Raw genomic sequence first — 22,281 nt, forward strand, 5'->3', positions numbered from 1 at the left:
CCACATCGAATTTTATCCGCGGCGCCGCCTAGCCGCCCGCATGCAAGCTAGCTTTTTTCAGCGAAGATTATCCGGCGCTCCAAGCGATAGTCCGCTGTTGCGGCCGCTGCACATCGCACCTGCGAACGTCTCACGGATCGGCATAATCAGGTACATTATTACCAGCCAGCGAACGCTCCCGCGAGCGAAGGGTCCACTTTGCCCGCCTCGACATCTGTAAGAGCCATATCAAGCATCTCGACACCGCGGTCGGCTTCCTCACGCGTCAACGTCAACGGCGGGGTGAGCTCGAGCACGTTCGAGTTGACACCAACATAGAACATCACCAATCCGTACTCGAACGCGCGATAAACAGTCATTGCGGTCTGCCGTTTTGCCGGCGCCCTTGTGCCTTGGTCGGTGACCAGCTCTATTCCGATCGCCAGACCCTGGCCGCGCACGTCGCCAATCAGCCCATGCCTCTTCTTTAAGGCTTGGAGACGGGTGAGCAAGTGAGCGCCCACCTTGGCAGCATTTTCTGCCAAACGATCGGTTTTGATGGCCTCAAGCACGGCCAACGCTGCGGCGGCGCAAATCGGATTGCCATGTAACGTCTGAAAAGAGAATGCTGGCGCGAAATTCATGATGGCTTCTGGCCCTGCGACTGCCGAGATCGGCAATCCGCCGCCAAGCCCCTTCCCGAACACCACGATGTCGGGTTCGATTCCATGATGCGCAAAGGCATGCAGCCGCCCGGTTCTGCCTAATCCGACCTTCACTTCGTCGCTGACGAGAAGGATTCCGTGCTTGCGGCATCGCCGCTCAACTTCTGCAAAGAAGCCGACTGGAGGAACCAGCATTCCGCCGTCGGACTGGATTGGCTCGATGAAGAAAGCGGCTACCTCTTGTGGAGGGACAGCGCCCGCAAAAAGCCGATCGAGCTGAGCGAGCGCTTTTTCCGCAGCTTCCTCCCCGTCGGCATAGCTGTTGGGATAAGGCACAAGCGTCAAGCCAGGCGCCTTCGGTAGAGCTTGCGACGGGTGACCGGAGACTGCGGCAGAGCCGGTGGTGCCACCGTGATAGGCGCCTGCGAAGGAGATGATCCGCGGCCGGCCTGTCGCTGCAACGACAATGCGTGCGACGGTTTCATTGGCGTCCGAACCGGAATGGCCAAACCAGATCCTGCCCGCTGCGCGAGAGGGCACCAGCGAGAGGAGCTCTTCGGCCAACTGCACTGTCGCCAGGTTGGCGCTCGAAAGATAGCTTGCTCCGGCCTGGTTGGACAGAGCGCGGTTAACCGCCGCCCTGATACGAGGATCGGAATGACCCAGGCTCGCAGCGCCCCAGGAGGCCGCAAAATCCAGAAGCTGTCTGCTGTCATCCGCAATCAGTGTCGCGCGGGCGCCACCTTTCACGGCCAGCGGATAGAAGCGCAAATGAGCCAGTTTCGAAATCGATTGGGCTTCACGTTCATACAACCGGGTCATGTCTCGTTCCTGAGCTGAGATACTGGACACTGGCCGCTCATTTTGCCCCTTACGACTGGCGTGCGAAACCGAGCGCGTTGAAGACGGCTTGCGACAGTCTGCACCGCGGTCGTCTCACCATCGTCATGCCCACGAGGTCATCAGGGCAGCGAGCCCAGCCAATTCTCCTTGACCTTGATCAATTCCCGGACAACCACGCGCTTTTAATCGTATCGCCTGATCCGAGGCTTGGATCCCACCCTCGCCCTGCACCGAATGAGACTACGGTCGCTCAACGGACCGCAGATTGACTGGCAGTTTCAACCTCGTTCTCCTTGTCGGTCGAAGTCATCAGCACCTGATCCGCCGAAGCCGTCACAGGCTCTCGCGATCGCTTTTGGTTCGCGTTCCTTGCAAGACTTGCCGGCAGTGCGGAGGCCAGCCCCTTTGGAAAGAACAGGAGGACGACGATCATCGCCAGAGCAACCAGCATGAAGCGACCTTCGGCGAAGTTGTTAATGCCTGCGAGCCCTTCCGAGATGAAGGTCAGGAAGAGCGCAGCAAACAGCGGCCCGTAGATGCTGGACGTGCCCCCGACAAGCACCATGCTCAAGATGAGCGACACGGTCGAGAAGTCGAAGACCTCCGGCGAGGCAACGCGCAGATAGATCACGTAAAAGCCGCCCGCAACCCCCGTGAAGAACGCACTTGCCACAAGCGCCTTCAGGCGTTGCAATGCGATCGGGATGCCGCGCGAGACGGCGTAATCCTCGTTGTCGCGCAGAGCTTTGATCGAGAGGCCGAAATCGGAGCGCACCAGCCAGCGCAAACAAACGGTCGTGGTGACAAGCAGCCCAAAGGCGACATAGTAGTAGCCGAGCTTGTAGTCGCGCAGGAAATTGTAGCCCGGCAACCATATCGTCGGCACGCGTACCATGCCTTGAGTTCCGCCGGTGAGATTTGACTGATTGATCACAAGTTGCATCACGAGCTGGCTGAAAGCAAACGTGACCAGCACCACATAGACGCCCTGAAGGCGTACGACGGGCAGAGCGACGATGACAGCAGCAGCAGAAGCGGCGAACCCGCCGATGAGCATCGCAACCCACGGATCAATCCCGAGAAGCTTTGCGCTCAGTCCTGTCGCGTAAACGCCCACGCCAAAAAAGGCGACATGGGCAAAATTGAAGATGCCAGCATAGCCAAGACTGAGGTCCCAGCTCGCTGCGACAATCCCGTACACAAAGGAGATGATGAAAAGATGCCGCAGATAGCTGTCCTGGACGAAGATCGGCACAAGGAGCCCGGCGATAAGCAGGACGCCAATCAGCCATACCTTGCCGTTGCGAAGCTTGCCATCGTGGAGGGCCATCATCAACGCACCACCTTTCCGAGCAGCCCCTGGGGCCGGACGAGCAGCACGAGGATGAGCAGGAGAAAGATCATTGAGGGGGCCCAGTAGATGCCTACGAAAAACACGAGGGCCGCCTCAAGGAGGCCCATCAGATAGGCGGCGACAACCGTCCCTCCCACCGAGCCGAGCCCGCCGAAGATCACGATGATCAATGCCCTGACGAGCGGCTCGGAGCCGAATTCCGGAGTGAGCAGACGAATCGAGCCGAGAAGAACGCCCGTAAGCCCGGCAAGGACCGCCGAGAGGGCGAACGTAATGATAAAAAGCCTGGAGACGTCGATGCCGATCAACTTGGCGGCATCCCGGTTCTGGCCAACCGCCCGTATTCCGCGTCCTATCCGCGAACGATCGAGGAAAAGCCAAAGCGCTCCAAGCAACAAGGGCGCCACGACTATGATGAGCGCCTCCTGTGCGGAAATCGTCGTTTGCCAGATTTGAACATTGCCCGTCGCGATCGGAGCCAATTGCTTGAGCCTTGCCCCCCAGATGAGCTGGATCCCCTTCTGCATGAATATCATGGCGGCAAGGGTTGTCATGACGGTGACGAGCAGGATATCGCGATGATCGTAGAACGGCCGAACAATGACCCGCTCGATCAGAATGCCCACACCGATCATGATCGCTGCTGAAACGGCGATTGCCAGACCCAGCCCGAAATTGAGCCCGGCCGCATCCGACACGGTCCATGCGAAATAGGCGCCGAGCGTCATCAGCACCCCGTGAGCGAAATTGAAGATGCCAAGTGTCGTCCATACCAGGGAAAGTCCGCTCGCCATCAAGGCATAGCCGGAGCCGAGCACGATGCCGCTGACGAGAATGGCGCTAAGGATGTCACTCGTGATCATGCGTTCTCCGACCCGAAATACATGTCCATGATTTCCTGATGGTCGAGTTCTCCGCTCCGGTTGATTTCCCGGCCGATCTCGCCGTGGTCGACGAGGTACATACGGTCGACCAAGGAGAGGATGAATGCGATATCCTGTTCGACGAGAAGAAGCGGAATGCCGCGCGACGAGATTTCCGAGATTGCCTCAGCAAGCTCGTCCTTGAGCTTCGGAGACAGCCCAAGCGTTGGCTCATCCAGCATCAGCATGCGAGGCGCGCACATGAGCCCTGCGCCGATCGACAACATCTGACGCTCGCCCCCTGACAGCGTCTTGCATTGCTGCCGACGGCGCTCGGCAAGCCGGGGAAACAGGTTGAGCACATAATCGAGATTTGTCTTCAGCTCCTCCCGCGCGCGCGGCGTGAACGCCGCAAGCTCGAGGGTCTCCATGATCTGCATGTCGGGAAAGAGGCGATTGGCCTGAGGCACGTGAATCAAGCCGCGTGCCACGATCTTCTGGGGCGCGAGCTGATTGATCGGCTCGCCCATGAAGCGGACATCTCCCGCTCGCGGGCGGATCACCCGCGAAATCGTGTTGAGAAGCGTCGTCTTGCCGTGCCCGTTGGGTCCAAAGAGCCCGACGCGCTCCGTCCGTCCGACATGAAAGCTCATGCCGAGTAGCACGTCGGAAGCATCGTAACCGGCGCGCAACCCGGCGATTTCGAGGGCGTTCGTATTGTTGCTCAAAGCCTGGCCTCCCGTTTCCCGAGATAGGCTTCGACGACCTCCGGATTACGTACGACCTCTGCCGGACTTCCTGAGGCGATGATGGCACCGTGATTGAGAATCATCAGACGTTCGGACACGTTCAAGAGAAGCGGCAGGACGTGTTCAATGAGAACAACCGTTATGCCGCGTCGGTGAACAGCAAATATGAGATCGGAGAGCCCCGTGACTTCCGGCTTGGTGAGACCGGCGGCAGGCTCATCGAGGAGAAGCACCTTGGGCCGGCCCGCGATTGCGGAAGCGATCATCAACTGCTTCCGCTCAAAGACCGAAAGGTCCGAGGCAGCTTTGGCCCGGCGTTCAGCCGTGAGTGACACGTCATCGAGCGCCCGGTCAGCGGCTTCTTTCGCCTCAGTCGATGTCATCCTGCCGCAATAGATGGCGCTTGCATAAACGTTCTCGCGCGCGCTCAGCGTCGCAAACTCCGCGTCCTTTTGGAATGTTCGAAGGACACCCGCTCGGCTGATCTGATGCGGGGGCAGCCGATGGATCGGCTTGCCAGCAAGCAGTATCTCACCCTCGCTCGGCGGAAACGGAATCCCGGTGATGACATTGAAGAGCGTGCTCTTGCCGCTACCGTTGGGACCGGCGATGCCGAAGATCTCGCTCTTTCGAACCGAGAACGACACATTGTCAAGCGCGAGCAGTGCACCGAAGCGCCGGGTTACCTGGCGCATCTCGAGCAGCGGCTTATCGTCATTTGGTTCTACCATCGTCTCATCTCCCGGCTCGCAGTGGAAGAAGCGGCCACGTGCCATTGCCGCGTGGCCGCACGCCGAAGCGCTATTGCTGCATCCACGGAGGCATGCGGAACTCTCCGTCTGCATACTGCTTCGGGTAAAACAGAACCCGCTTGCCGTCCCAGATCTGGAAGAACTGGATGGGAATTGAGTCATCACCTTGGTTGGCGAGATGCGTTTTCGCATCAAAGGAGAGCTTCCCGCTCACGATCTGCTTCCGGCTCTCGCCAATAGCCTTGCCGATCGCGCTCCTCTTGGTCGGGTCCCCCACCTTCGCCAGGGCATCGGCATAGACCATGACCTCCTCGTAGAGTGCCGGCCCGTACGTGCCTGGTTCGTGGCCGTATTTGTCCCGATATTTCTTGATCACCTCGGCAGCCCGCGGGTTCGCAGGCGTGTTGAGCGTGCCGCCCAGCAGGTTATAGACGACGCCCGTGGCCTGCTTGCCCGTCAACTTCAAAAATTCGGGAACCGAAGGCGCATACTGGATGAAGACCAGGCTGTCCGTCGGTTGCTCGAGGAACTGGGTCAGGAATTTGCCCGCGTTGCCCGGCTGATAGTCGGTATTGATGATGACGGCTGGATTATCCTGGCGGACCTTGGCCAGGAATGTTCGCCAGTTGTCGATCTCACCGAACGGCAGAAGGTCTGCCGATGTCACGGTCCAGCCCGCGCCCTCGAAGCTCTTCTTGAGCCCGTTCATGATGGTCTTCGAATAGGGATTGTCCGAAGAGATCAGGGCCACCTTCGTATTGCGCAGCCTGAGCTTGCCATCTGCAAGAAGGCCCTTAACAACCGGGACCATGGCCGTATTGTACTCATCCAGGGACGGAGCCATTGACCAGACAGTCGGGAACTTGTCCGGATGAGGCGCGATGATGTCCCGTGTCTGAGCCGAATTCGCCCAGATCAGGTACGGCATATCCTGCTCGGCCATGATCTCGATTTCAAAATTGCTGCCGCTGGCATAGCCGGTGAGGATGGCGTTCAGGTCATGGTCACCCGCCAAGCGTTCGATCGCGCTAGTCACGGCATCGGCGGACTGGTTCTGGGTGTCGCCTACGACCACCTGCAGCTTGTAACCAGCCACCCCGCCGGCTGCATTGATTTCGTCAACGGCGAGCTTGGCGCCGTCGATCATTTCGTTTCCATCCGCGGCCGAGTTTCCGGTCAGCGGCGCGAGAATACCGATCTTGGCAATTCTATCAGCAGAGTGGGCAGGCGCTGCCGCGGCGAGCGCAGCAACAACCAGACAGGTCAAAAGACTAGAAAGCCTCATTGTAGCAATCCCTCTTTCACAGCGTTTGTTACTCATTTGCGAGCAATCATTTGATTCCGCACCAATCGATGATTCCGGCGGCCAGGGTTTTGGTTGTTTCCTCCAACGAGGCGATATCCACATACTCGTCGGCGCCGTGGAAACCATCGCCGGTTGCACCGCAGATCACGGCATCAACTCCCGCGCCGGCGTAGTGCGCCGCGTCGACGACGGCAATCATTCCGGAGATCTTGGGCTTGCCGCCCAACTGGGTTCGACGCTGCAAAAGCGACTGCACAAGCGGATGATCTGGCGCGGTATCCATAGGCGGGAAATGGAGGCCACCGAGCTCCCATTGCACCTTGATCGGGTTCTTCTGCAACCAAAGATCCTGCTGGCAGAAATGATGGACGAACGCTTCGAACTCAGACCGGATCTCTTCCTTGGTCTGGTGGGGCAGGAATTTGTAGTCGAGGTCGATAACCGCCACATCCGGAATGATGGCGGGATTGGTCATGATGAGCGGCAACCCGTCCGGCCCAAGCCCCGCGCCAGCACGCATTGCCCCGACATTGATCGTATTCATACCGGGCGGCAGCAGTGGGTGTTGACGCATGCGGCACCTCGAATATTCGAAATTCCTGAGCGCTTCCAGAAAACGGGTTGCAATATCGATCGCATTCACGGCTGGCCGCAGCCGATCAGGTGCATCACGCTGCGGCCAAATCTCGTTGTAGCGCCACGCCGAATGGCCTTGCCGACCGGTGATGGTGATGCGTATCCATTCCAGACCGCCTTCGCAGACCTGGATATCGCCCATCGTTAGTTCGGTGATGATCGCCGCCTTGGCGAGATAGCCTCGCTTGACAGCGTCTATCGCACCAAAACCGCCAGCTTCTTCGTCGACCACCGAATGGAGGGCAACACGTCCCTCAAGTTCGATACCTGCCGCCCTGATGCCGCGGATGGCAGCAATGGCAGCTGCGACGCCGCTCTTCATGTCGATGGCACCACGCCCGTAAAGCTTGCCACCCTTGATCTCACCCCCGAAGGGGTCGACCGTCCAGGTGCCGACCTCGCCGACCGGCACCACATCGATATGCCCGCACAACAGCAGGCTGCGCTCTTCTGAGCCAGAGAGCTGACCGATGACGTTCGGCCGGTCCGGAAAGACGTCCCACCGGTCAATCGACATACCAAGTGACGTGAGTTCCGATTTAACCAGGTCTTGGACCGCGCTCTCGCGGTTCTGGCTCGGATCATTGACGAACTTCGGATTGACCGAGGGTATTCGGACCAGCCTTTGGGTGAGCTCAGTCGTGTAACTCCGCTCGCGATCGATCGCGTTCCAGGCGGCCTTTACTGCAGCGTCTAGATTACCCATTTGGAACCCCTCCCTTATTTCCAGCAAGATATCGCTTGGCCATGGCAGCCAACGCGCGGCCGCCAGTCTCATGGATCAGCATGTCTGAGCGTGAGGCGATAACGCCGCGTCGCTGCAATACTTATTGCTTCATCCAGGGCGGCATGCGGAATTCGCCGTCCGCGTGCTGCTGCGGAGAAAACAGGACCCGCTTGCCGTCCCAAACCTGGTAGAACTGGATCGGAAAACCGTCGTCGCTCTGGACGGCAAGATGAGTTTTCGGATCGAAAGAAAGCCTGCCCTGCGCTGTCAGCTTGCTGGTTTCACCGATGGCTTTTCCGATGGCGAGACGCTTTTTCGGGTCGCCGACCTTCTTCAATGCGTCGGCGTAAAGCATAACCTCCTCGTAGACCGCCGGTCCGCTTGAGCCCGGCTCGTAGCCGAACTTAGCTTGAAACTTAGTATTGATCTCAGTCGTGCGCGGGTTTTTCGGCAGCGTTCCGCCGATGAGATTATAGATGACGCCCGTTGCCTTCTCGCCCGTCAGCTTGAGGAATTCCGGAATGTGCGGCGCGTACTGGATAAATACCAGGCTGTTGGTCGGCTGCTCGAGAAACTGGGTCAGAAACTTTGCTGCATTGTCGGCCCGGGGGGTCGGTATTTATGACGACTGCCGGGTTGTCCTGGCGGACCTTGACAAGAAACGTCCGCCAGTCGCTGACCTCCCCGGTCGGCAGAAGGTCAGCAGATGTGACCGTCCAGCCGTCTTCCTCGAAGCTCTTTTTCAATCCATTCATGATCGTCTTCGAGTAGGGATTGTCGGTGGAGATCAGAGCCACTTTCCTGTTCTGCAGCTTCAGCTTGCCGCTCTTTTCCAGGCTATGCAGCACCGGAATCATTGCCGTCTTGTAGGCGTCATAGGAAGCATTCAACGACCAGACGGTCGGGAACTTGTCCGGATGGGGTGCAATGATCGCGCGCGTCGAGTCGGTGCTGGCGTAGAGCAGATACGGCATATCTTGCTCGGCCATCAATTCGATCTCGAAATTGCTGTAGTCGGCATAGCCGGTGATGACGGCATTCAGGTCAGGGTCACTGGTCAGGCGCTGGACGGCGCTGGTAACCGCCTCCACCGACATGTTCTGCGTGTCTCCCACAACGACCTGAAGCTTGTAACCGGCAACGCCGCCCGCCGCATTGATTTCGTCGACGGCGAGCCTTGCACCATCCACCATTTCGTTGCCGTCGGCAGCGGTGCCGCCGGCGAGCGGCGCAATCACACCGATCTTGCTGATCTTGTCGGCGGCCTGGACAGGGTTGGTCGCGATCAGAGCGGCGAACCCCAGGCTCATCCAGAGGCCGGAAAATTTCATGGTCATCGTCATACTCCCCTCTCCTTGATTGCAGGCACCGAACATCCCTCAGCGGGGGGCGATGATCGCCGCCACCACGATCGGTCCAGGCGACCGACTTCAGCCGCAAGGACTGGCGATTAACTCGCCCTCATGACCTGACCTATCCCGGGCGCGTTCCGATCTCGTCGAGCAGCACCTCTGTGTCGACCTGCCGGCAATACCCCTTGATCGCCCGCAAGGTGTTGTCGTGGCGGTCCTGGCTGTAGGTAGCGCAGGCATCCGGGACGAGCGTCACGAGGTAGCCGAGATCGCAGGCGTCACGCACCGCCGATTCCACGCACTGGTCGGTAACCAGCCCGGCCAGCACCAGCTGCCTGACCCCGAGATTGCGCAGCAGGTAATCGATGTGGGTGGACACAAAGACACTCGAGGACGATTTCGGCAGCACGATTTCGTCGGCGGCGGGCGCAATCTCGTCGATAACCTTCCCGTCCCATGAGCCCTTCGGGACGTTGAAGCCGGTGATCTTGTAATCGAGGCTGCGATCGCGGCCGTCCCTGGTGAGACTCTCGATCGTCGTGTAAAGTACTTCTATGCCTGCGGCACGAAACGCCCCCTGCAACCGCTGCATATTGGGGATGGCAAGGTTCTTCAATCGATCGAAATAGTAGCGGTACCTGCCGGCAATCTCGGCGTCCGGGACATTCCTAAACTCGCCGCCATCACGTCGCACGCAGAAATTCTGCACGTCGATGAACAGCAGCGCCGACTGCTTCGGATTGAGCGGCACCTCGCGTGTGGGGGGGAAATCAGTCGTTGACATGCCTTTTCTCTCGCGCATCGGTCAGCCCATCGGCGATCAAGCTCGCCCATCTGTGCTGCCCCTCGGGAACGCCGATCAAATCGTTACGAATTTCAAGCAACAGGTGCGGCAGGCCGCGCGCCTCCCCGTGCACCGGGATCGTGTAGTCGCCCTGATCGTCGACCACATAGGGCTCGTTGTGCGCACAGATTGTCGCTGGATTGCGCTCCTGAAACGAGTCCAGAAAACGCCCGGCAAAGCTGCGGTCGCGGTTGGAGAGCACACCGAGTTGCCATGGCCGCCTCGGTCCTCCTGCCAGCCGCGGTGTAAAGCTGTGCACCGCGACCAGCACTGCCGGCGAACCTGCCGACGCGCGACGATCCAGAAAGAGCGCCACTTCCCGATGGAAGGGCTCGTGGATCTCCGCATAGCGCTGCCGGCGCCGGTACTCCGCGAGCTGTAAATTGCCCGGAACGACTGTCCCGTCGCTCACCTCCGGGATACAGTCGGGTGCGCTGAAGGGACGATTGCAGTCGATGACAAGCCGGCTGTAGCGCTGCAGGAAAAGTGGGGCATCGAGCTGATCCGCAAGGCGACGCGCCACACCTTCGGCGCCGATATCGCAGGCAATGTGCCCAAGAGTTTCGATCGCGGGCAGACCAAGGTTCGCGAGCCGTCGCGGAACAGCGGTCCCCGCGTGCTCGCAAACCACCACGAAGTCAGCACGTCCGTCGGCGTTGACCAGCTCAACCGGGCGCGGGTCCGACGACGAGAGCACACCCGGCAATGTTCCTGAGTACTGCAACACGTCACCCGAAGTTGGTGCATGGCATCCGTCGCCACACTGGATTACCCGAGAAAACGAAATTCTAATATCAAAGTCAAACATTTTCTTTCGTTTGACATATTTTTTTCATAAGGCTATTGCCGGAACTCGACTTTTTCCGATCCGGATTTGCTCAGGTTGGGTTGCGTGACACGGCAGGACACGACACGGCGCGCTGCGCCATCCAGCCCGGCGACGGGGCAGCGGAGCTGTTCAAGCTTTTGCTGGATGGTTGCGGACGTTCGATCAAATGGAGAGGCAGATCGCGAGCAGCGCCTGCCAGCCCGGTGCTGCCAGCGTCAGGAAGACTTTGCTGTAAATCAGACGCGCACAAGTGGCTCGCAAATGCTCATTCCTGCCCTCCCGTTGCGCCGCAGCCTGCCTCAGCAGGCTTGCAGGAACCAGGCGCGATGCGCGCGCAGTCAGCGGTCGGACTTTTCGTGACAGACGCCGGGACAATGAAGCCGTCGTCGAAAACACGACGAAGAGCACAAGTTAGCCGGAGGATGCATATCGCCCGGAGCTCAGGTTCAGGGATGGCGACCTTCTCAAACGTGCAACTGAGGACAGGTAATGCTGAAAAAAGGCAAAACGTTCGACGAGGTTCGAACCGGGTTTCGGTGGAATATCCCCGACTACTACAATATCGGTGCAGATATATGCGACAGGTGGGCCGATAAAGAACCCGGTCGACTGGCGATCATTGACGTGGAGCCTGGAAAATCCACTCGCGAATACAGCTTCGCCCAGCTGAAGGCATTCTCCAACCGGCTGGCCAACGCCTTGAGCGCGCGCGGCATCGGCCGGCGTGCCGGAGAGATGGGCGATCGGGTTGGCGTTATGCTCCCTCAGCGCTTCGAGACAGCAGTTGCGCATGTTGCGCTCGCAAAACTCGCGTGCATCTCGATCCCGCTATCTACCCTGTTTGGACCCGATGCCCTTCTGCACCGTCTGGCAGATTCCGGCGCACGGGCAATCGTGACAGACGTCCCGGGCGTCGAGCGAATAAGACCTCTTCTTCAACAGCTGCCCGCATTGAAGCTGATCATCTGCGTCGATGGCGCGATCGGACCGGCTAGCTGCCTGGCTGCACTTTGCGCGGCAGAATCAGATGTGTTCGAACCTGTGTCGACACGCGCGGATGATCCGGCAATTCTGATCTACACGTCAGGCACCACAGGAAACCCCAAAGGCGCCCTTCATGCCCACAGGGTTCTGCTGGGACATCTTCCGGGCGTCGAAATGAGTCACGAGTTTCTCCCCCGGGACGGAGATCGTTTCTGGACTCCTGCGGACTGGGCATGGATTGGCGGTCTGCTCGATGTGCTCATGCCGGCGCTTCATCATGGCATACCGGTTGTCGCCTGTCGGTTTACCAAATTCACCGCAGAGGCGGCTTTCGACCTGATCAGAAGCTGCCGGATACGTAACGCCTTTTTGCCTCCCACCGCTTTGAAAATGATGAAGCTCCTGCCCGGGACCCCGACGCCTGAAGTGCGCCTTCGCTCGGTGGCAAGCGGCGGCGAACCGCTTGGTGCAGAATTGATTGAATGGGGGCGTGCCACGCTTGGGGTGGCGATCAACGAGTTCTACGGCCAGACCGAGTGCAACATGGTGGTTTCTTCTTGTGCAGCGCTGGAGTCCCCCTTGCCGGAAAAAATGGGCCGGCCTGTGCCTGGCCACGTTGTCGATGTAATCGATGCTGCGACCGGCATTCGTCAGCCTGACGGGAGGGAAGGCGCGCTTGCGATCTTGTCCCCCGACCCCGTGATGTTCCTCGGCTATTGGCAAAATCCCGAAGCGACCCGCGAAAAGTTCGCGGACGGGCCGGATGGGAAATGGCTTCTCACGGGCGACCTGGGGATACGCGATGCTGATGGCCGGCTTCGCTTTGTGGGGCGCGATGACGATGTAATTGGCTCCGCCGGCTACAGGATCGGGCCTTCAGAAGTCGAGGATTGCCTGCTTGCGCACGAGGCTGTCCGCTTAGCCGGCGTGGTAGCTAGGCCGGATCCGCTGCGAGGGGCGGTCGTTGCCGCATATGTCGTACTCAAGGACGGATATGTCGGATCGGATGCATTGGCTGACGACATTGCAAAATTCGTCAAATCACGCCTGGCGGCGCATGAATATCCGCGTGTTGTACGCTTCATTGATGAGCTTCCCCTGACAACAACGGGCAAGATTATTCGTGGTGCCCTGCGCAAGATGGCCCAGGATGAAGCTGCAGCAGAGCACGTCGCGGCGAGTGGATGACAACGCAGAAGCATTCGTTTGCCGCGACCAGGCGAGTCCGGACCCGACACCCGGGACCCGAAACATTTTCCGTCGCAACGGCGCCCTGCTCGACAGCCGGCGTCATGGCAACATCCCGGCCTGAGCCCGGCACGAATTGCCTGAGCACTGGTCGAGGAGGACTCCGAAACGCTGCGCCAGCTCGTTGTTGGCGCCTCTTACCTGCAGAAAGGAGGCGAGAAATTCGCTCTTCGGCAGGCTCCGGAGGGAGGTCCCGCGCCAGATCCTGGAATTCAATGTGGTACAAACTCGAAAAGCTCATAGGTGATACGATCGGCCTGCAGGGCCCATTTGTTGGCCAAACGAGCAACGAATCTATCTTCGGCGCTTCGAAGCTTTGCGCGAAGCAAAATCCGCGGCAGTTGTCGCGTCTGTGCGCGTCAGCGACGCTTCGGCCTGGTGATCGCCCGCGCAGGTAGATTGATCAGGCAGTCGAGTATCGCCTAGCCAAAGCAGCTCAATGAGAGAGACTTCATCCGGCTTCGAGAAACCAGATCAACGTACTCTTTCATCTGGTCGATCCGTGCCGCTGAAGGAGAAGATGTACATTCATCCAAATGATCTTCCAGCCGTTCAATGCGCATCAGCGTTTCTTTGCCCTGACAGGAAATGCTGCGAAATACCGGGATGGGCTTGATGCTTTCGACATATGTGCTCCGGGCGCCATTTCTGCTGCCCTTCGACAATTGAATATTCAAGATCATACTCAAGACGAGATGCGGCGCGGTATACCATCCCCACGTCAAGCTGCCCAAAGAGTAGGCGATCACACCAATCCGGTGTGGATCCCTCTTCGTCCGGTAATATTCAAGTGGCTGAATAACGTGAGGGTGATGCCCCAGGATCAGGTCCACTCCCTCCTCGATCAACGAATGAGCGGCCTCGATTTGTCTGTAACGTGGAAAAAACTCGAACTCGTAGCCCCAATGAATTGATGCAATAGTGAAATCACAACCTTGCTTCTTGCAATCCTCGATTTGCATTTTGAGCAACGTCAGGTCCGTCGGGACATACCTGGAGAGGAGTCTGGCCGTGTGCACCCGAAACATTTCGTTCCCGGGGAGCTGATGAGCATTGAGTCCAAATGTCGCCGATACGAACCCGATCGTGACTTGATTCTTGACAAGAATGTTCGCCCGCCCGAATTCCCGGGGGTGACGGGGGGCACCGATGTCAATGATCCCGGTTTGTGCCATCGCTCTCCGGGTAGCTTCAAGACCCTCTATTCCCAGGTCCAGTATGTGATTGTTGGCAGCGTTGAGAACGGTAAAATGCCTGCCCCGATGCCCGGTCAACGCGGAATATTGAGCGAATGAGCAACACATCATCGCCGTTCGTCCGTCACCTATGGCTCTTCTTACAACCTCCTCATCTGCTACAGGCGATTCATAGTTCGCAAATGAAATGTCGGCATCAAAGAGGGCAGAAGCAACATTCTCAAAAAGGAAATCCCTGGAGGATTCGAGGCCATCTGCTTGAATCAAATCACCCGCAGCGCTCAGCGTCACCGACGTATCGCTCCTGAACTCATCCGGCAACTTCACAACGGATCTGTCGTTTAGAAACAGGATTTCAGGCACGTTCCTTTCTGATTTTATGATCGGCCTTGCGCTTTTATAGAACCAGTACGCCATATCGGCGAATTTCATTTCTTCCAGATCGGTTGCGACATCCCGAAGCGGACGATTCCAGAGACGTAACCATGTCGCGCATTGTACGGCTGCGCGCGTCCGGACAGAAGCACGGAAAACCTCGGCAGGACTTGCGGGAAGGTGACGCGGCATAACAGATGTGTCTCGACTGGAGAGGAAGGCGTTTTGTGATCCTGGCGGGCTAAACAGCCGCGGTCGGTGACTGGATTATTCGCGCTGGCAGAACACTCCCGACGAATTCAACCGATGACCGCGTCCCCATCGGGATTTTCCCGGTTGGTATTTGATGCGCTCCTCAACCAGTGCCTCTGACGCGTCATAGCCGACCGCCGGATGGATTTGACAATCTGCCGTGCCATCGATTCCGGCGATGCCAAGTGCTCGCGGGTCCGTCGTTTGACAACACCTGTCACCGGTAGCGGACATAGAACTCCTTCCTCTTCCCGGAACTGTTTGGCTCCAGATCTTGATGCATTCAAAGTAGATGGAGGCTCGCACTTTGAAACTGCCAACATCGGTAGCTGACGCCTCGGCGAGCCTCCGTCGACTGCCAGTTACGCGACGCCTTCCGGTCACCTATCCATCCTTCCCGAGCCTTACGCTCATGGGGACACAGATGAGTTTGATTTCCCGAAGGGAAAACCAACTGGCCGGCGACAGCCACCATTTGCAGATTGTCATGAAAGGACGTTGCGCTGCTGCCGCCCATGCTGGACTGCACCCGGGCCGCTCCCGGACGACAGGCGACGCAGATCGATTTTCGATCAGCGGCAGGATATGAACGCAGGTTACCCGGACGATCCCCGACTACTCCACAAGAGGCCAGATCAGGCTCGCCTCGGTCATTCCGGTATCCAGAGGTGCAGCGGCGAATCTCGAGCTCGAATCAGGAGGCCGGTTGTTGCTCTGCCTCAGCGTTTCTCCCTCGCCCGGGCCCCTAATTTTTCGCCACCTCGACCGCAACCAACTGGTGATTTCGGAGTGGAGCGGCAGGTTCGTCGAAGGCTCTCGCAGTCGTTGGCGCTACGGAGAGGCGGCGCCGGCGTCCGGATGACAGCCAGGAAGAGGAGCAACTGGCCGACGACTCCCGATCCCGAATGATGCCGCTGCCGCGCCAGCAATCCAAGGAGCACTCGGACAACCCGAACAATAGCAGACAGGGCCAGCCCGGCTGAGGAGGGTGACAAAATCCCGGCTCTATGAGCCAGCGCAAGGCGAGCCGGAGATTCACGAACATCAGAGACCGTGCGACGACGAGGGTGCTCTGCCCTCACCAACTTCGCTGGGGTCTTCTGGTCTGGGCACCAGGCGCGTTTGTTGCCGGTATAGTTTCGCGCGGGGCGTCACTCAAGCTGACTCCGCCTCGCCAAAGTGTAGCCACGCCGGATGGCGACAGGCCAATGCGCCATCTGCTTGCCTGCCCGGTCGTAACGACGCTTTCCTTGAGCCTTGAAAGCAGATCTTCCTGCCACGATTGACCGGGAAAAAAGCAGACACAAGGCCAATCTGCGCATGGGGAGCCTGGTCGTCCGCTGCGCGTCCATGAGGCGATCCCAGCCGGCGCTTCGATCGCTCGCGCAGCCCGATCGGAACAGATCCTACGGTGATGCTCCAGCGGAGCTTTCCTCGCAGCTCACATCCTCGAAATATTTTCTGGCCTTGAGATGTTTCTGCAGGGCGACTGGTCTGTACGGGCCGAAGCTCATATAGTTGCGTACGGATTTCATGGCAAGGCGCTCATAGACCGTGTCATGAAGTTGCGCTGTGTCCGGGACTTCACGGGCGGTCCTGGACCAATGCAGCGCCGTTCCACCCATTCCGACCATGCATTCATCATGCATCATTCCGTCGGCTGACGGATAGAGCCGCAGAAGGTTTCTGTCGACGAGGACACAGCCGGGTTCCGGGATTTTTTCGGTAATGAATTCCACCATCCAGGCGAGTGTGATGTCCGACAGGCGCGACTCATTTTCCGGATAGCTTCCGCCTATATCGGCGTGATTGCCGGCGAACCAGATCTGGTCGAATTGCTCGGGCTCGCCCTGCCTGTCGGGCCACGTGACCGTCCCGCTGCCTCCCCATGGCACGCGCTTGAAGTCCTTCCGACCTTCGTCAATCGATTGCAGATGCCGTGCGTACTGAACGTCGGAGGGGAAATGCCGGTCGTAAGTCCATTCGGGAAAGATGCGCTGCCAGCCGATCGCCGCAACTGCATCCCATATCCCGATGAAATAAACGGAAGCACCGACGGCGCGTCCGGCTTCCGATTTGTATGCCGACCGGAACTGCTCCGCTCGCCGGTCCGCATCCGTTCCCTTGCGTGGCATTCCGAGCCAATAGATACAGGCAACGGCCTCTCTGGCGATCCGTCGCAACGATTTAGGATCAAGGCTGATGGATTCACCACTACGCTCCGTCCTTGGAATGCCGCAGAGCTCCAGTACATGGGCAAGGCACCTGGCGGTGTAGGCACCCCGGCTGAAGCCGAAGAGATAGATGCGATCTCCGGGCTCCCACACGCCGATAATCGCCGTGTAGCAATCAATGATCTTTCTGGTGATACCGAAGCCGAACATCTGCTGGACCGTTTCCTTGAGCCGGCGCCAGCGGCTCTCATATCCTGGCGCCGGGGTCCCTATCCCCGGGACATAGAGTGCCAACTGCTTCCCGGGATCGATGATCGAGTCGGGGCCGGTCCGCGTGGCCCGGTAGAGTTTATAGACATTGGTCCGGCTCTCGTCTGGCAGCAGACCACCTTCGTTTCCCGTCCCGTCAGCGAACAGCAGGATGTTCTTCGCCAAGTTCAGTCTCCCAGGGTCACGAGCGGTTCGAGCAACGAATCCGCAATGACGATGCCGGTCGCATCCGTGAAGATCGCGGCAACATCCCTCGCCTTCTGCCGGAACGCCTCGTATGCATCCTGGCCGATCAGCGGAATGGCTTCAGCGAGGCTTGGCACGTGGCCCGGCTTTTTTGCGACTACCGCGGCCTTGAGTTTTTGTTCGTCAGAGCGAAGGCCCGCGATGGCGGCGTTGAGCTCGGAGATGTTGGTGGGCGTCACGAGCTTGCCGCCAATGTAGACAGCCTGGCTGAGACCGACGATGCCAAGAATCGTATTCGGAACGGTGAACGTCGACAACTGACTGACGCCTGCGGCGACCAGACCGCCCATGACGACCAGACCAAATATGAAACTCTGGTAGCGGTACACGTCAAAGACGCCGTCGGTGGTGAAGAAGTCCCGCCATGTTGCGTTCGATGGGTCAACGACAGTCCTTGCCATGGGAATCCACCCATGTCTCAGAAGCCAAGCCCGATTGTCAGCTGACAGCATATTGCGCTGACTGTCCGTACCCTTGGCTATCGTGGCTCCGATGCCGCTGATCCCGAGCAGTGCAAGGATCGAGCCCGAGAGGTCTACGAGGGTTCCAGTCTGCAACAGCAACAGCGTTATCAGGGCAGCGACGGCCAGCGAGAAGGCAAGTGTCTGGAACGTCGAAAGACTGCCTTTGCCGTCCGGCCCTGCGGAGACCCGGGCAGGATTCAACCCACGCAGAAACGATCCGAACGTGTGATCCCGCCTGCGAAGCGCAAATGCGACCCAAAGGTAAAGGACGAGAATTTCGACGAATACCGAGAAGAGGCTGAGCCAGTACGGACTAAGCCTGACGCTCACGGACGAGACTCGCCAGGGAGACTGGCCGACGGGACTGTTGCACGTGTAGAGATACAAATCGACCCTGCTCCAGAACCAGGCCAGATCATCGGCCATGTTCAGCGTAACAATTGTCTGATCAGGCTCGAGCAGATGCTTCTGCACCAGCAGATCAGACTCTGTCGCGCGGCGCGTGACAGCGTCCTGACGCTTGAAGATATAGGTCTGATCGCCGTAGTCGATTGCGGCAAAGTATCGGATGCCATCGACGAATGGCGTACGCACACCGATGTCCACACGCTGGTTTGTCGGCAGGAAATTAGTGGGGAGCACGATGGGAGCGCCGACCGGATTCCGGCCGGAGCGGAGCTCCACGGCAAATTCGCCGGGCTTGACGCATTGCTTCTGGGGATCACCCGATGCGGCGACTGCCGGGCCCCCCGCAGCTGCGGGCTTTCCGGCCGTCAGATCCTCGCGCGGCGCCTCGGGCACCGGACTCTGGTCCGCCAGTACCTGGCCCTTCACCGCAGCCGTGCGCTGTTGCGCGTTCGTCGCCGGGCACAGCGAGACACCCGTCAGCGCAACAGTACATAGGGCGACGAACAGCGATCTGAGCATTACCCCCCCCCCCGGCGGCCGGATCATCGCCATTTACCAATGGTTGCATTCACTTTGCAAGCCAACCTGTGCCGTTGTCCCGGCCGTTCGATCAGCGTCCCCGATGCGGGCAGCGACAGCTACGCCGGAACGAAATATCCGGCGCGGAGCCAGCTTCCCGTCTCGCGTCAGTCGCCGGAGGTGGAAAAAGTGTAGTCTCATTCGCCAAAGCCTGTCACCTGCCGGGTACCGGCCGACGGTATGGACAATACCGGGCGTCATGGCCTGAAATCATCGTGACGGAAGGAGGCCCTGAAGGCGGTTTGCAACGTATCTGCCGAAAGAGGAGCAATCCATGGCAGTCGGCCCAACCATCGCACCCGACCGATCTCGCATATTGCCCTCACGGCACCCGAGTTCCTTTCGCCAACGAAGGCTATGCCGAGAATGTCGATATGACGTCTTCGAAGAGCGTCTATGGACAGCAGTGAGTAATTGATCGTCCCCGGAGCCGAGCTGGCGCAGAGAACGACCGGGAGCCGCCATTTTTCGAGAATATCAATGTAGACCGAGCCGCTATTCAGGGGCTCCATCAATCCGCCGGTCCCCTCAATCACAAGTGGCTGCCTTCCCGTATCAGGCACGTCCAGCGAATCTGTATCGATGCGAACCTCGCCGGTTTCTGTCGAACAGTGGAGCGAAGCGGCCGCCTGCAGACGGTAACGCTCGGGCAGCGTACGACCGGATGGAAGAGCGCCAAGCCGAATGACCCGCTCGGTGTCCGTCTCTCCTTCGAGCCCGGCCTGAACCGGCTTCCAGAACTTCGCGCCCAGAAGATTAACAAGCCCGGCGCAGAAAACCGTCTTTCCGACGCCGCCGCCCGTACCTGTCACCACAATCCGCTGCGGGTTCATCGAGCCTGAACTCTTGTCCCGTCGACGAGAATATCCAGCATTGTACGCACCTCATTCTTCACGATACGCAATCGTGAGTTCTCAAACGTATGCCCGCCGAGTGAAGCGACGTAACACCGGGGCGATTGCCTCCTGTGACGATAGCGCACGGATACCCGACCTTCCCGGCGATTCGAGCAAGAGGCCGCCGAACATGTTTCTTCACTCCCTCATGCGGGGCAGCAGCTGTACGGTTGACCGGTTGACTACAGGAGTCTGCCGCGCAGTGGTCGCGGCTGCCCTGAGTTGCGTTTCATGCGTTGTGGCAGGTCAAGATTGTTTTCGGCGCGCAAATACCGTCCGTACCGGACGATGGCGTTCATGTTTGGGGGGATGTATCCCGATAGATGCAGAACGGTACGTTTCGAACTGCAGCCTTACGACCTGGTGACTGAATCAGCTTGTCCGGCTCCTTGCCAAAGACATAGGTCAACCGGGACGAAGCGATTTGCGTATCATCGACTTACGCGCGCGAACATCCACGGGGATGCCGGCAGGTCGCGTCGCACAGCCGATCAGGATGATCCGCCAAAGGACAAGTCTCTCAGCCCCGAAGCAGGAAGGTCGCTCAATTCATAATCAGCCCCGTTTCGCTGCCCGAGTCTGGGCCGCGGGTGCGGTCGTTCCAAAATGCACACGGTCGCGACACCAGTCGACCACCCCGGGACGACCAGATCGACCCCATTGCTATTTTCTGAAGTCCCGCAGCATCGTAAAGGAGGCTCATTGACCGGCGAAGACCGACGGCTCGACCTTTTTCGCGTTCAGGCCGGCAATATCCGGTTTTCCCGATCAACCAGCACAACGCGCGGCTTGAATGTAATTGCTTCCGCCTCCTCGAAGGAGCCGTAGGCAACGATGATCACCTTGTCACCTGTCATCGCAAGCCGCGCAGCGGCTCCATTCAGGCCTATTGTGCCGGATCCTTCCGGCGCCTCAATCACGTAGGTGGCAAACCGCGCTCCAGTTTCGATATTGTAGATTTCGACGCGTTCGTTGATCAGGAATCCTGCCGCATTCAGCAATATACGATCTATCGATATCGAGCCTTCGTAGTGCAGATCGGCCTGGGTCACCGAGGCGCGATGAATCTTTCCTTTCATCATAGTAACCTGCATGGATCTCCTGTCCTGAAGTCTGTGCGCAGTGCACTTGCTGCTCTGGTCTGGCTTGAGCACGGTTACGGACCTGATGCCGTTCCGGCCCAGGAATCGTGTGGCGGTCGGCTTACGGGATTTTGCTGGTCAAAAGCAAGTCAGCATTGATGCGCCGGGCAGGGTCTGAATCCAGGTCCCGGCGATGAACGCCCCGCGCCGAAACATCGATCGCTGCGAGCCCCCACCACTCCAACAGCCGCAATCACCTGTCCTGCTTTTCCTCTGGAATCATATAATCGAGACCTGTGAGTCTGGAGTGGTCACATTGCGCGATACGGTGCAGGAACTGAACCTGCGACCGTGCGGAACGTCCGACTGGCGTTGATCGTGCAGAGCGGACAATTCGGAAGAGGTTGCCAGCCTCGCCTTTCATAAAATCCTGATGGCATCCTGCGCAAAGACATGGCTGCCAGTCAGCCGGGATCGCGAAAGACACGACGCATCACGGATTGGTATTCACCATGGCACATACCAGTGTATCGCACGCGATCACAATTATCGGCCTGGTTTTACAAACGCCCACAGCATTGCGCCGATCAGGGTTCACCTGTTCGTACGCTACGTTCAGAGCGTCGGGCGCCAGGCAACTCCCGCATCCTGCTCAGGCAGAACTTCTGCAAACGTCTGCTGCAAGGCAGGAATGGTCGCACAGCATCGGACAGCATTCCTGCTGCCAACGTCATTCGTGCATTGCGCTCGGCCTGATCCAGATGTAAGACGCGACCAGGTTGCGGCGTCACGTTTGCAGTTATCATGATCCGTCACATCGTTTTCTTCACAGCCAGGGATAATTCCGGTATCGACCAGATCGCCGAAGGTCTGTCGGTTCTCACCTCAATCCCGCACGCGCGCCGGCTTGAGATCGCGTACAACCGCAAGAGCGATCAGCTCGGCAATGAGATCGATATCGTGGTGTATGGCGAGTTCGACAGCGCGACGGAACTCACTGCGTACAAAACGCACGATCTGTATCGAGAAGCAATCCGGAACGTCCGGCCACTTCGGGAATTGCGGTTTGCTGCTGATTACGAGCTTTCAGCAGATGTGCGTTTCGCTGCAACCGCAGGGGTAAGCCAGGTTGCTCGACGCAATCGATCGGTTCGCGGTTAGCTTGATCATCAGCCTCGAGGCTTCGTACGTGTCGGACGAGAACGCCC

General features: G+C 58.8%; 18 protein-coding genes. 2 read left to right on the forward strand and 16 right to left on the reverse strand.

The window, feature by feature from the left end; translation table 11 throughout:
• Positions 1 to 158: 158 nt before the first annotated feature.
• The 11 genes from ACVILL_RS05545 to ACVILL_RS05595 all read right to left on the reverse strand — a co-directional run bounded on the left by ACVILL_RS05545 (position 159) and on the right by ACVILL_RS05595 (position 10,878).
• Positions 159 to 1,466, reverse strand: a complete 1,308-nt coding sequence (locus ACVILL_RS05545; protein WP_456728174.1) for an aspartate aminotransferase family protein — start codon at positions 1,464 to 1,466, stop codon at positions 159 to 161.
• A 271-nt stretch (positions 1,467 to 1,737) separates the two neighbouring features.
• The gene (locus ACVILL_RS05550) at positions 1,738 to 2,820 is read right to left on the reverse strand and encodes a branched-chain amino acid ABC transporter permease (RefSeq protein ID WP_456728175.1); all 1,083 of its coding nucleotides are present in this window, start codon (positions 2,818 to 2,820) and stop codon (positions 1,738 to 1,740) included.
• Complete coding sequence (locus tag ACVILL_RS05555) at positions 2,820 to 3,704, reverse strand: branched-chain amino acid ABC transporter permease (protein ID WP_456728176.1); 885 nt, start codon at positions 3,702 to 3,704, stop codon at positions 2,820 to 2,822. Before ACVILL_RS05555 ends, ACVILL_RS05550 begins: the two co-directional genes overlap by 1 nt.
• Positions 3,701 to 4,432 carry an ABC transporter ATP-binding protein gene (locus ACVILL_RS05560; protein WP_456728177.1) on the reverse strand — a complete coding sequence of 244 codons (732 nt, stop codon included), beginning with the start codon at positions 4,430 to 4,432 and terminating at the stop codon, positions 3,701 to 3,703. Before ACVILL_RS05560 ends, ACVILL_RS05555 begins: the two co-directional genes overlap by 4 nt.
• On the reverse strand, positions 4,429 to 5,184 hold the full coding sequence (locus ACVILL_RS05565; protein ID WP_456728178.1) for an ABC transporter ATP-binding protein: 756 nt from the start codon (positions 5,182 to 5,184) through the stop codon (positions 4,429 to 4,431). The genes ACVILL_RS05560 and ACVILL_RS05565 overlap by 4 nt, the downstream gene beginning before the upstream one ends.
• A 70-nt stretch (positions 5,185 to 5,254) precedes the next feature.
• Entirely contained in the window at positions 5,255 to 6,490 is a 1,236-nt protein-coding gene (locus tag ACVILL_RS05570) for an ABC transporter substrate-binding protein (RefSeq protein WP_456728179.1), read from the reverse strand.
• A 46-nt stretch (positions 6,491 to 6,536) separates the two neighbouring features.
• Entirely contained in the window at positions 6,537 to 7,853 is a 1,317-nt protein-coding gene (locus ACVILL_RS05575; RefSeq protein ID WP_456728180.1) for a M20 family metallopeptidase, read from the reverse strand.
• A 121-nt stretch (positions 7,854 to 7,974) separates the two neighbouring features.
• Positions 7,975 to 8,229, reverse strand: a complete 255-nt coding sequence (locus tag ACVILL_RS05580) for a hypothetical protein (RefSeq protein ID WP_456728181.1) — start codon at positions 8,227 to 8,229, stop codon at positions 7,975 to 7,977.
• A gap of 115 nt (positions 8,230 to 8,344) precedes the next feature.
• Complete coding sequence (locus ACVILL_RS05585) at positions 8,345 to 9,217, reverse strand: ABC transporter substrate-binding protein (protein ID WP_456728182.1); 873 nt, start codon at positions 9,215 to 9,217, stop codon at positions 8,345 to 8,347.
• A 130-nt stretch (positions 9,218 to 9,347) separates the two neighbouring features.
• Positions 9,348 to 10,010 carry an isochorismatase family cysteine hydrolase gene (locus ACVILL_RS05590; protein WP_456728183.1) on the reverse strand — a complete coding sequence of 221 codons (663 nt, stop codon included), beginning with the start codon at positions 10,008 to 10,010 and terminating at the stop codon, positions 9,348 to 9,350.
• Positions 9,997 to 10,878, reverse strand: a complete 882-nt coding sequence (locus tag ACVILL_RS05595) for an N-formylglutamate amidohydrolase (RefSeq protein ID WP_456728184.1) — start codon at positions 10,876 to 10,878, stop codon at positions 9,997 to 9,999. Before ACVILL_RS05595 ends, ACVILL_RS05590 begins: the two co-directional genes overlap by 14 nt.
• Positions 10,879 to 11,388: 510 nt before the next feature.
• Between ACVILL_RS05595 and ACVILL_RS05600 the strand changes: the two genes are divergently transcribed.
• Positions 11,389 to 13,071, forward strand: a complete 1,683-nt coding sequence (locus ACVILL_RS05600) for an AMP-binding protein (RefSeq protein ID WP_456728185.1) — start codon at positions 11,389 to 11,391, stop codon at positions 13,069 to 13,071.
• A 482-nt stretch (positions 13,072 to 13,553) separates the two neighbouring features.
• Here the strand turns inward: ACVILL_RS05600 and ACVILL_RS05605 are convergent, their stop codons facing one another.
• The 5 genes from ACVILL_RS05605 to panD form a co-directional block, all read right to left on the reverse strand.
• Positions 13,554 to 14,759 carry a CapA family protein gene (locus tag ACVILL_RS05605; protein WP_456728186.1) on the reverse strand — a complete coding sequence of 402 codons (1,206 nt, stop codon included), beginning with the start codon at positions 14,757 to 14,759 and terminating at the stop codon, positions 13,554 to 13,556.
• Positions 14,760 to 16,360: 1,601 nt separating this feature from the next.
• Complete coding sequence (locus ACVILL_RS05610) at positions 16,361 to 17,563, reverse strand: DUF2235 domain-containing protein (protein WP_456728187.1); 1,203 nt, start codon at positions 17,561 to 17,563, stop codon at positions 16,361 to 16,363.
• Between the two features lie 2 nt (positions 17,564 to 17,565).
• Positions 17,566 to 19,035, reverse strand: coding sequence for a hypothetical protein (locus ACVILL_RS05615; RefSeq protein ID WP_456728188.1), 1,470 nt, complete (start codon positions 19,033 to 19,035; stop codon positions 17,566 to 17,568).
• A 257-nt stretch (positions 19,036 to 19,292) separates the two neighbouring features.
• A complete protein-coding gene (locus tag ACVILL_RS05620) occupies positions 19,293 to 19,928 on the reverse strand; it encodes a dethiobiotin synthase (RefSeq protein WP_456728189.1) in 636 nt (211 codons plus the stop codon).
• An 803-nt stretch (positions 19,929 to 20,731) separates the two neighbouring features.
• Positions 20,732 to 21,085, reverse strand: coding sequence for an aspartate 1-decarboxylase (gene panD, locus ACVILL_RS05625; protein WP_456728190.1), 354 nt, complete (start codon positions 21,083 to 21,085; stop codon positions 20,732 to 20,734).
• A 792-nt stretch (positions 21,086 to 21,877) separates the two neighbouring features.
• Here panD and ACVILL_RS05630 point away from each other — a divergent pair.
• Positions 21,878 to 22,234, forward strand: coding sequence for a Dabb family protein (locus ACVILL_RS05630; RefSeq protein WP_456728191.1), 357 nt, complete (start codon positions 21,878 to 21,880; stop codon positions 22,232 to 22,234).
• The last annotated feature ends 47 nt before the right edge of the window (positions 22,235 to 22,281 follow it).

The sequence above is a fragment of the Bradyrhizobium sp. USDA 3364 genome, assembly GCF_054056355.1.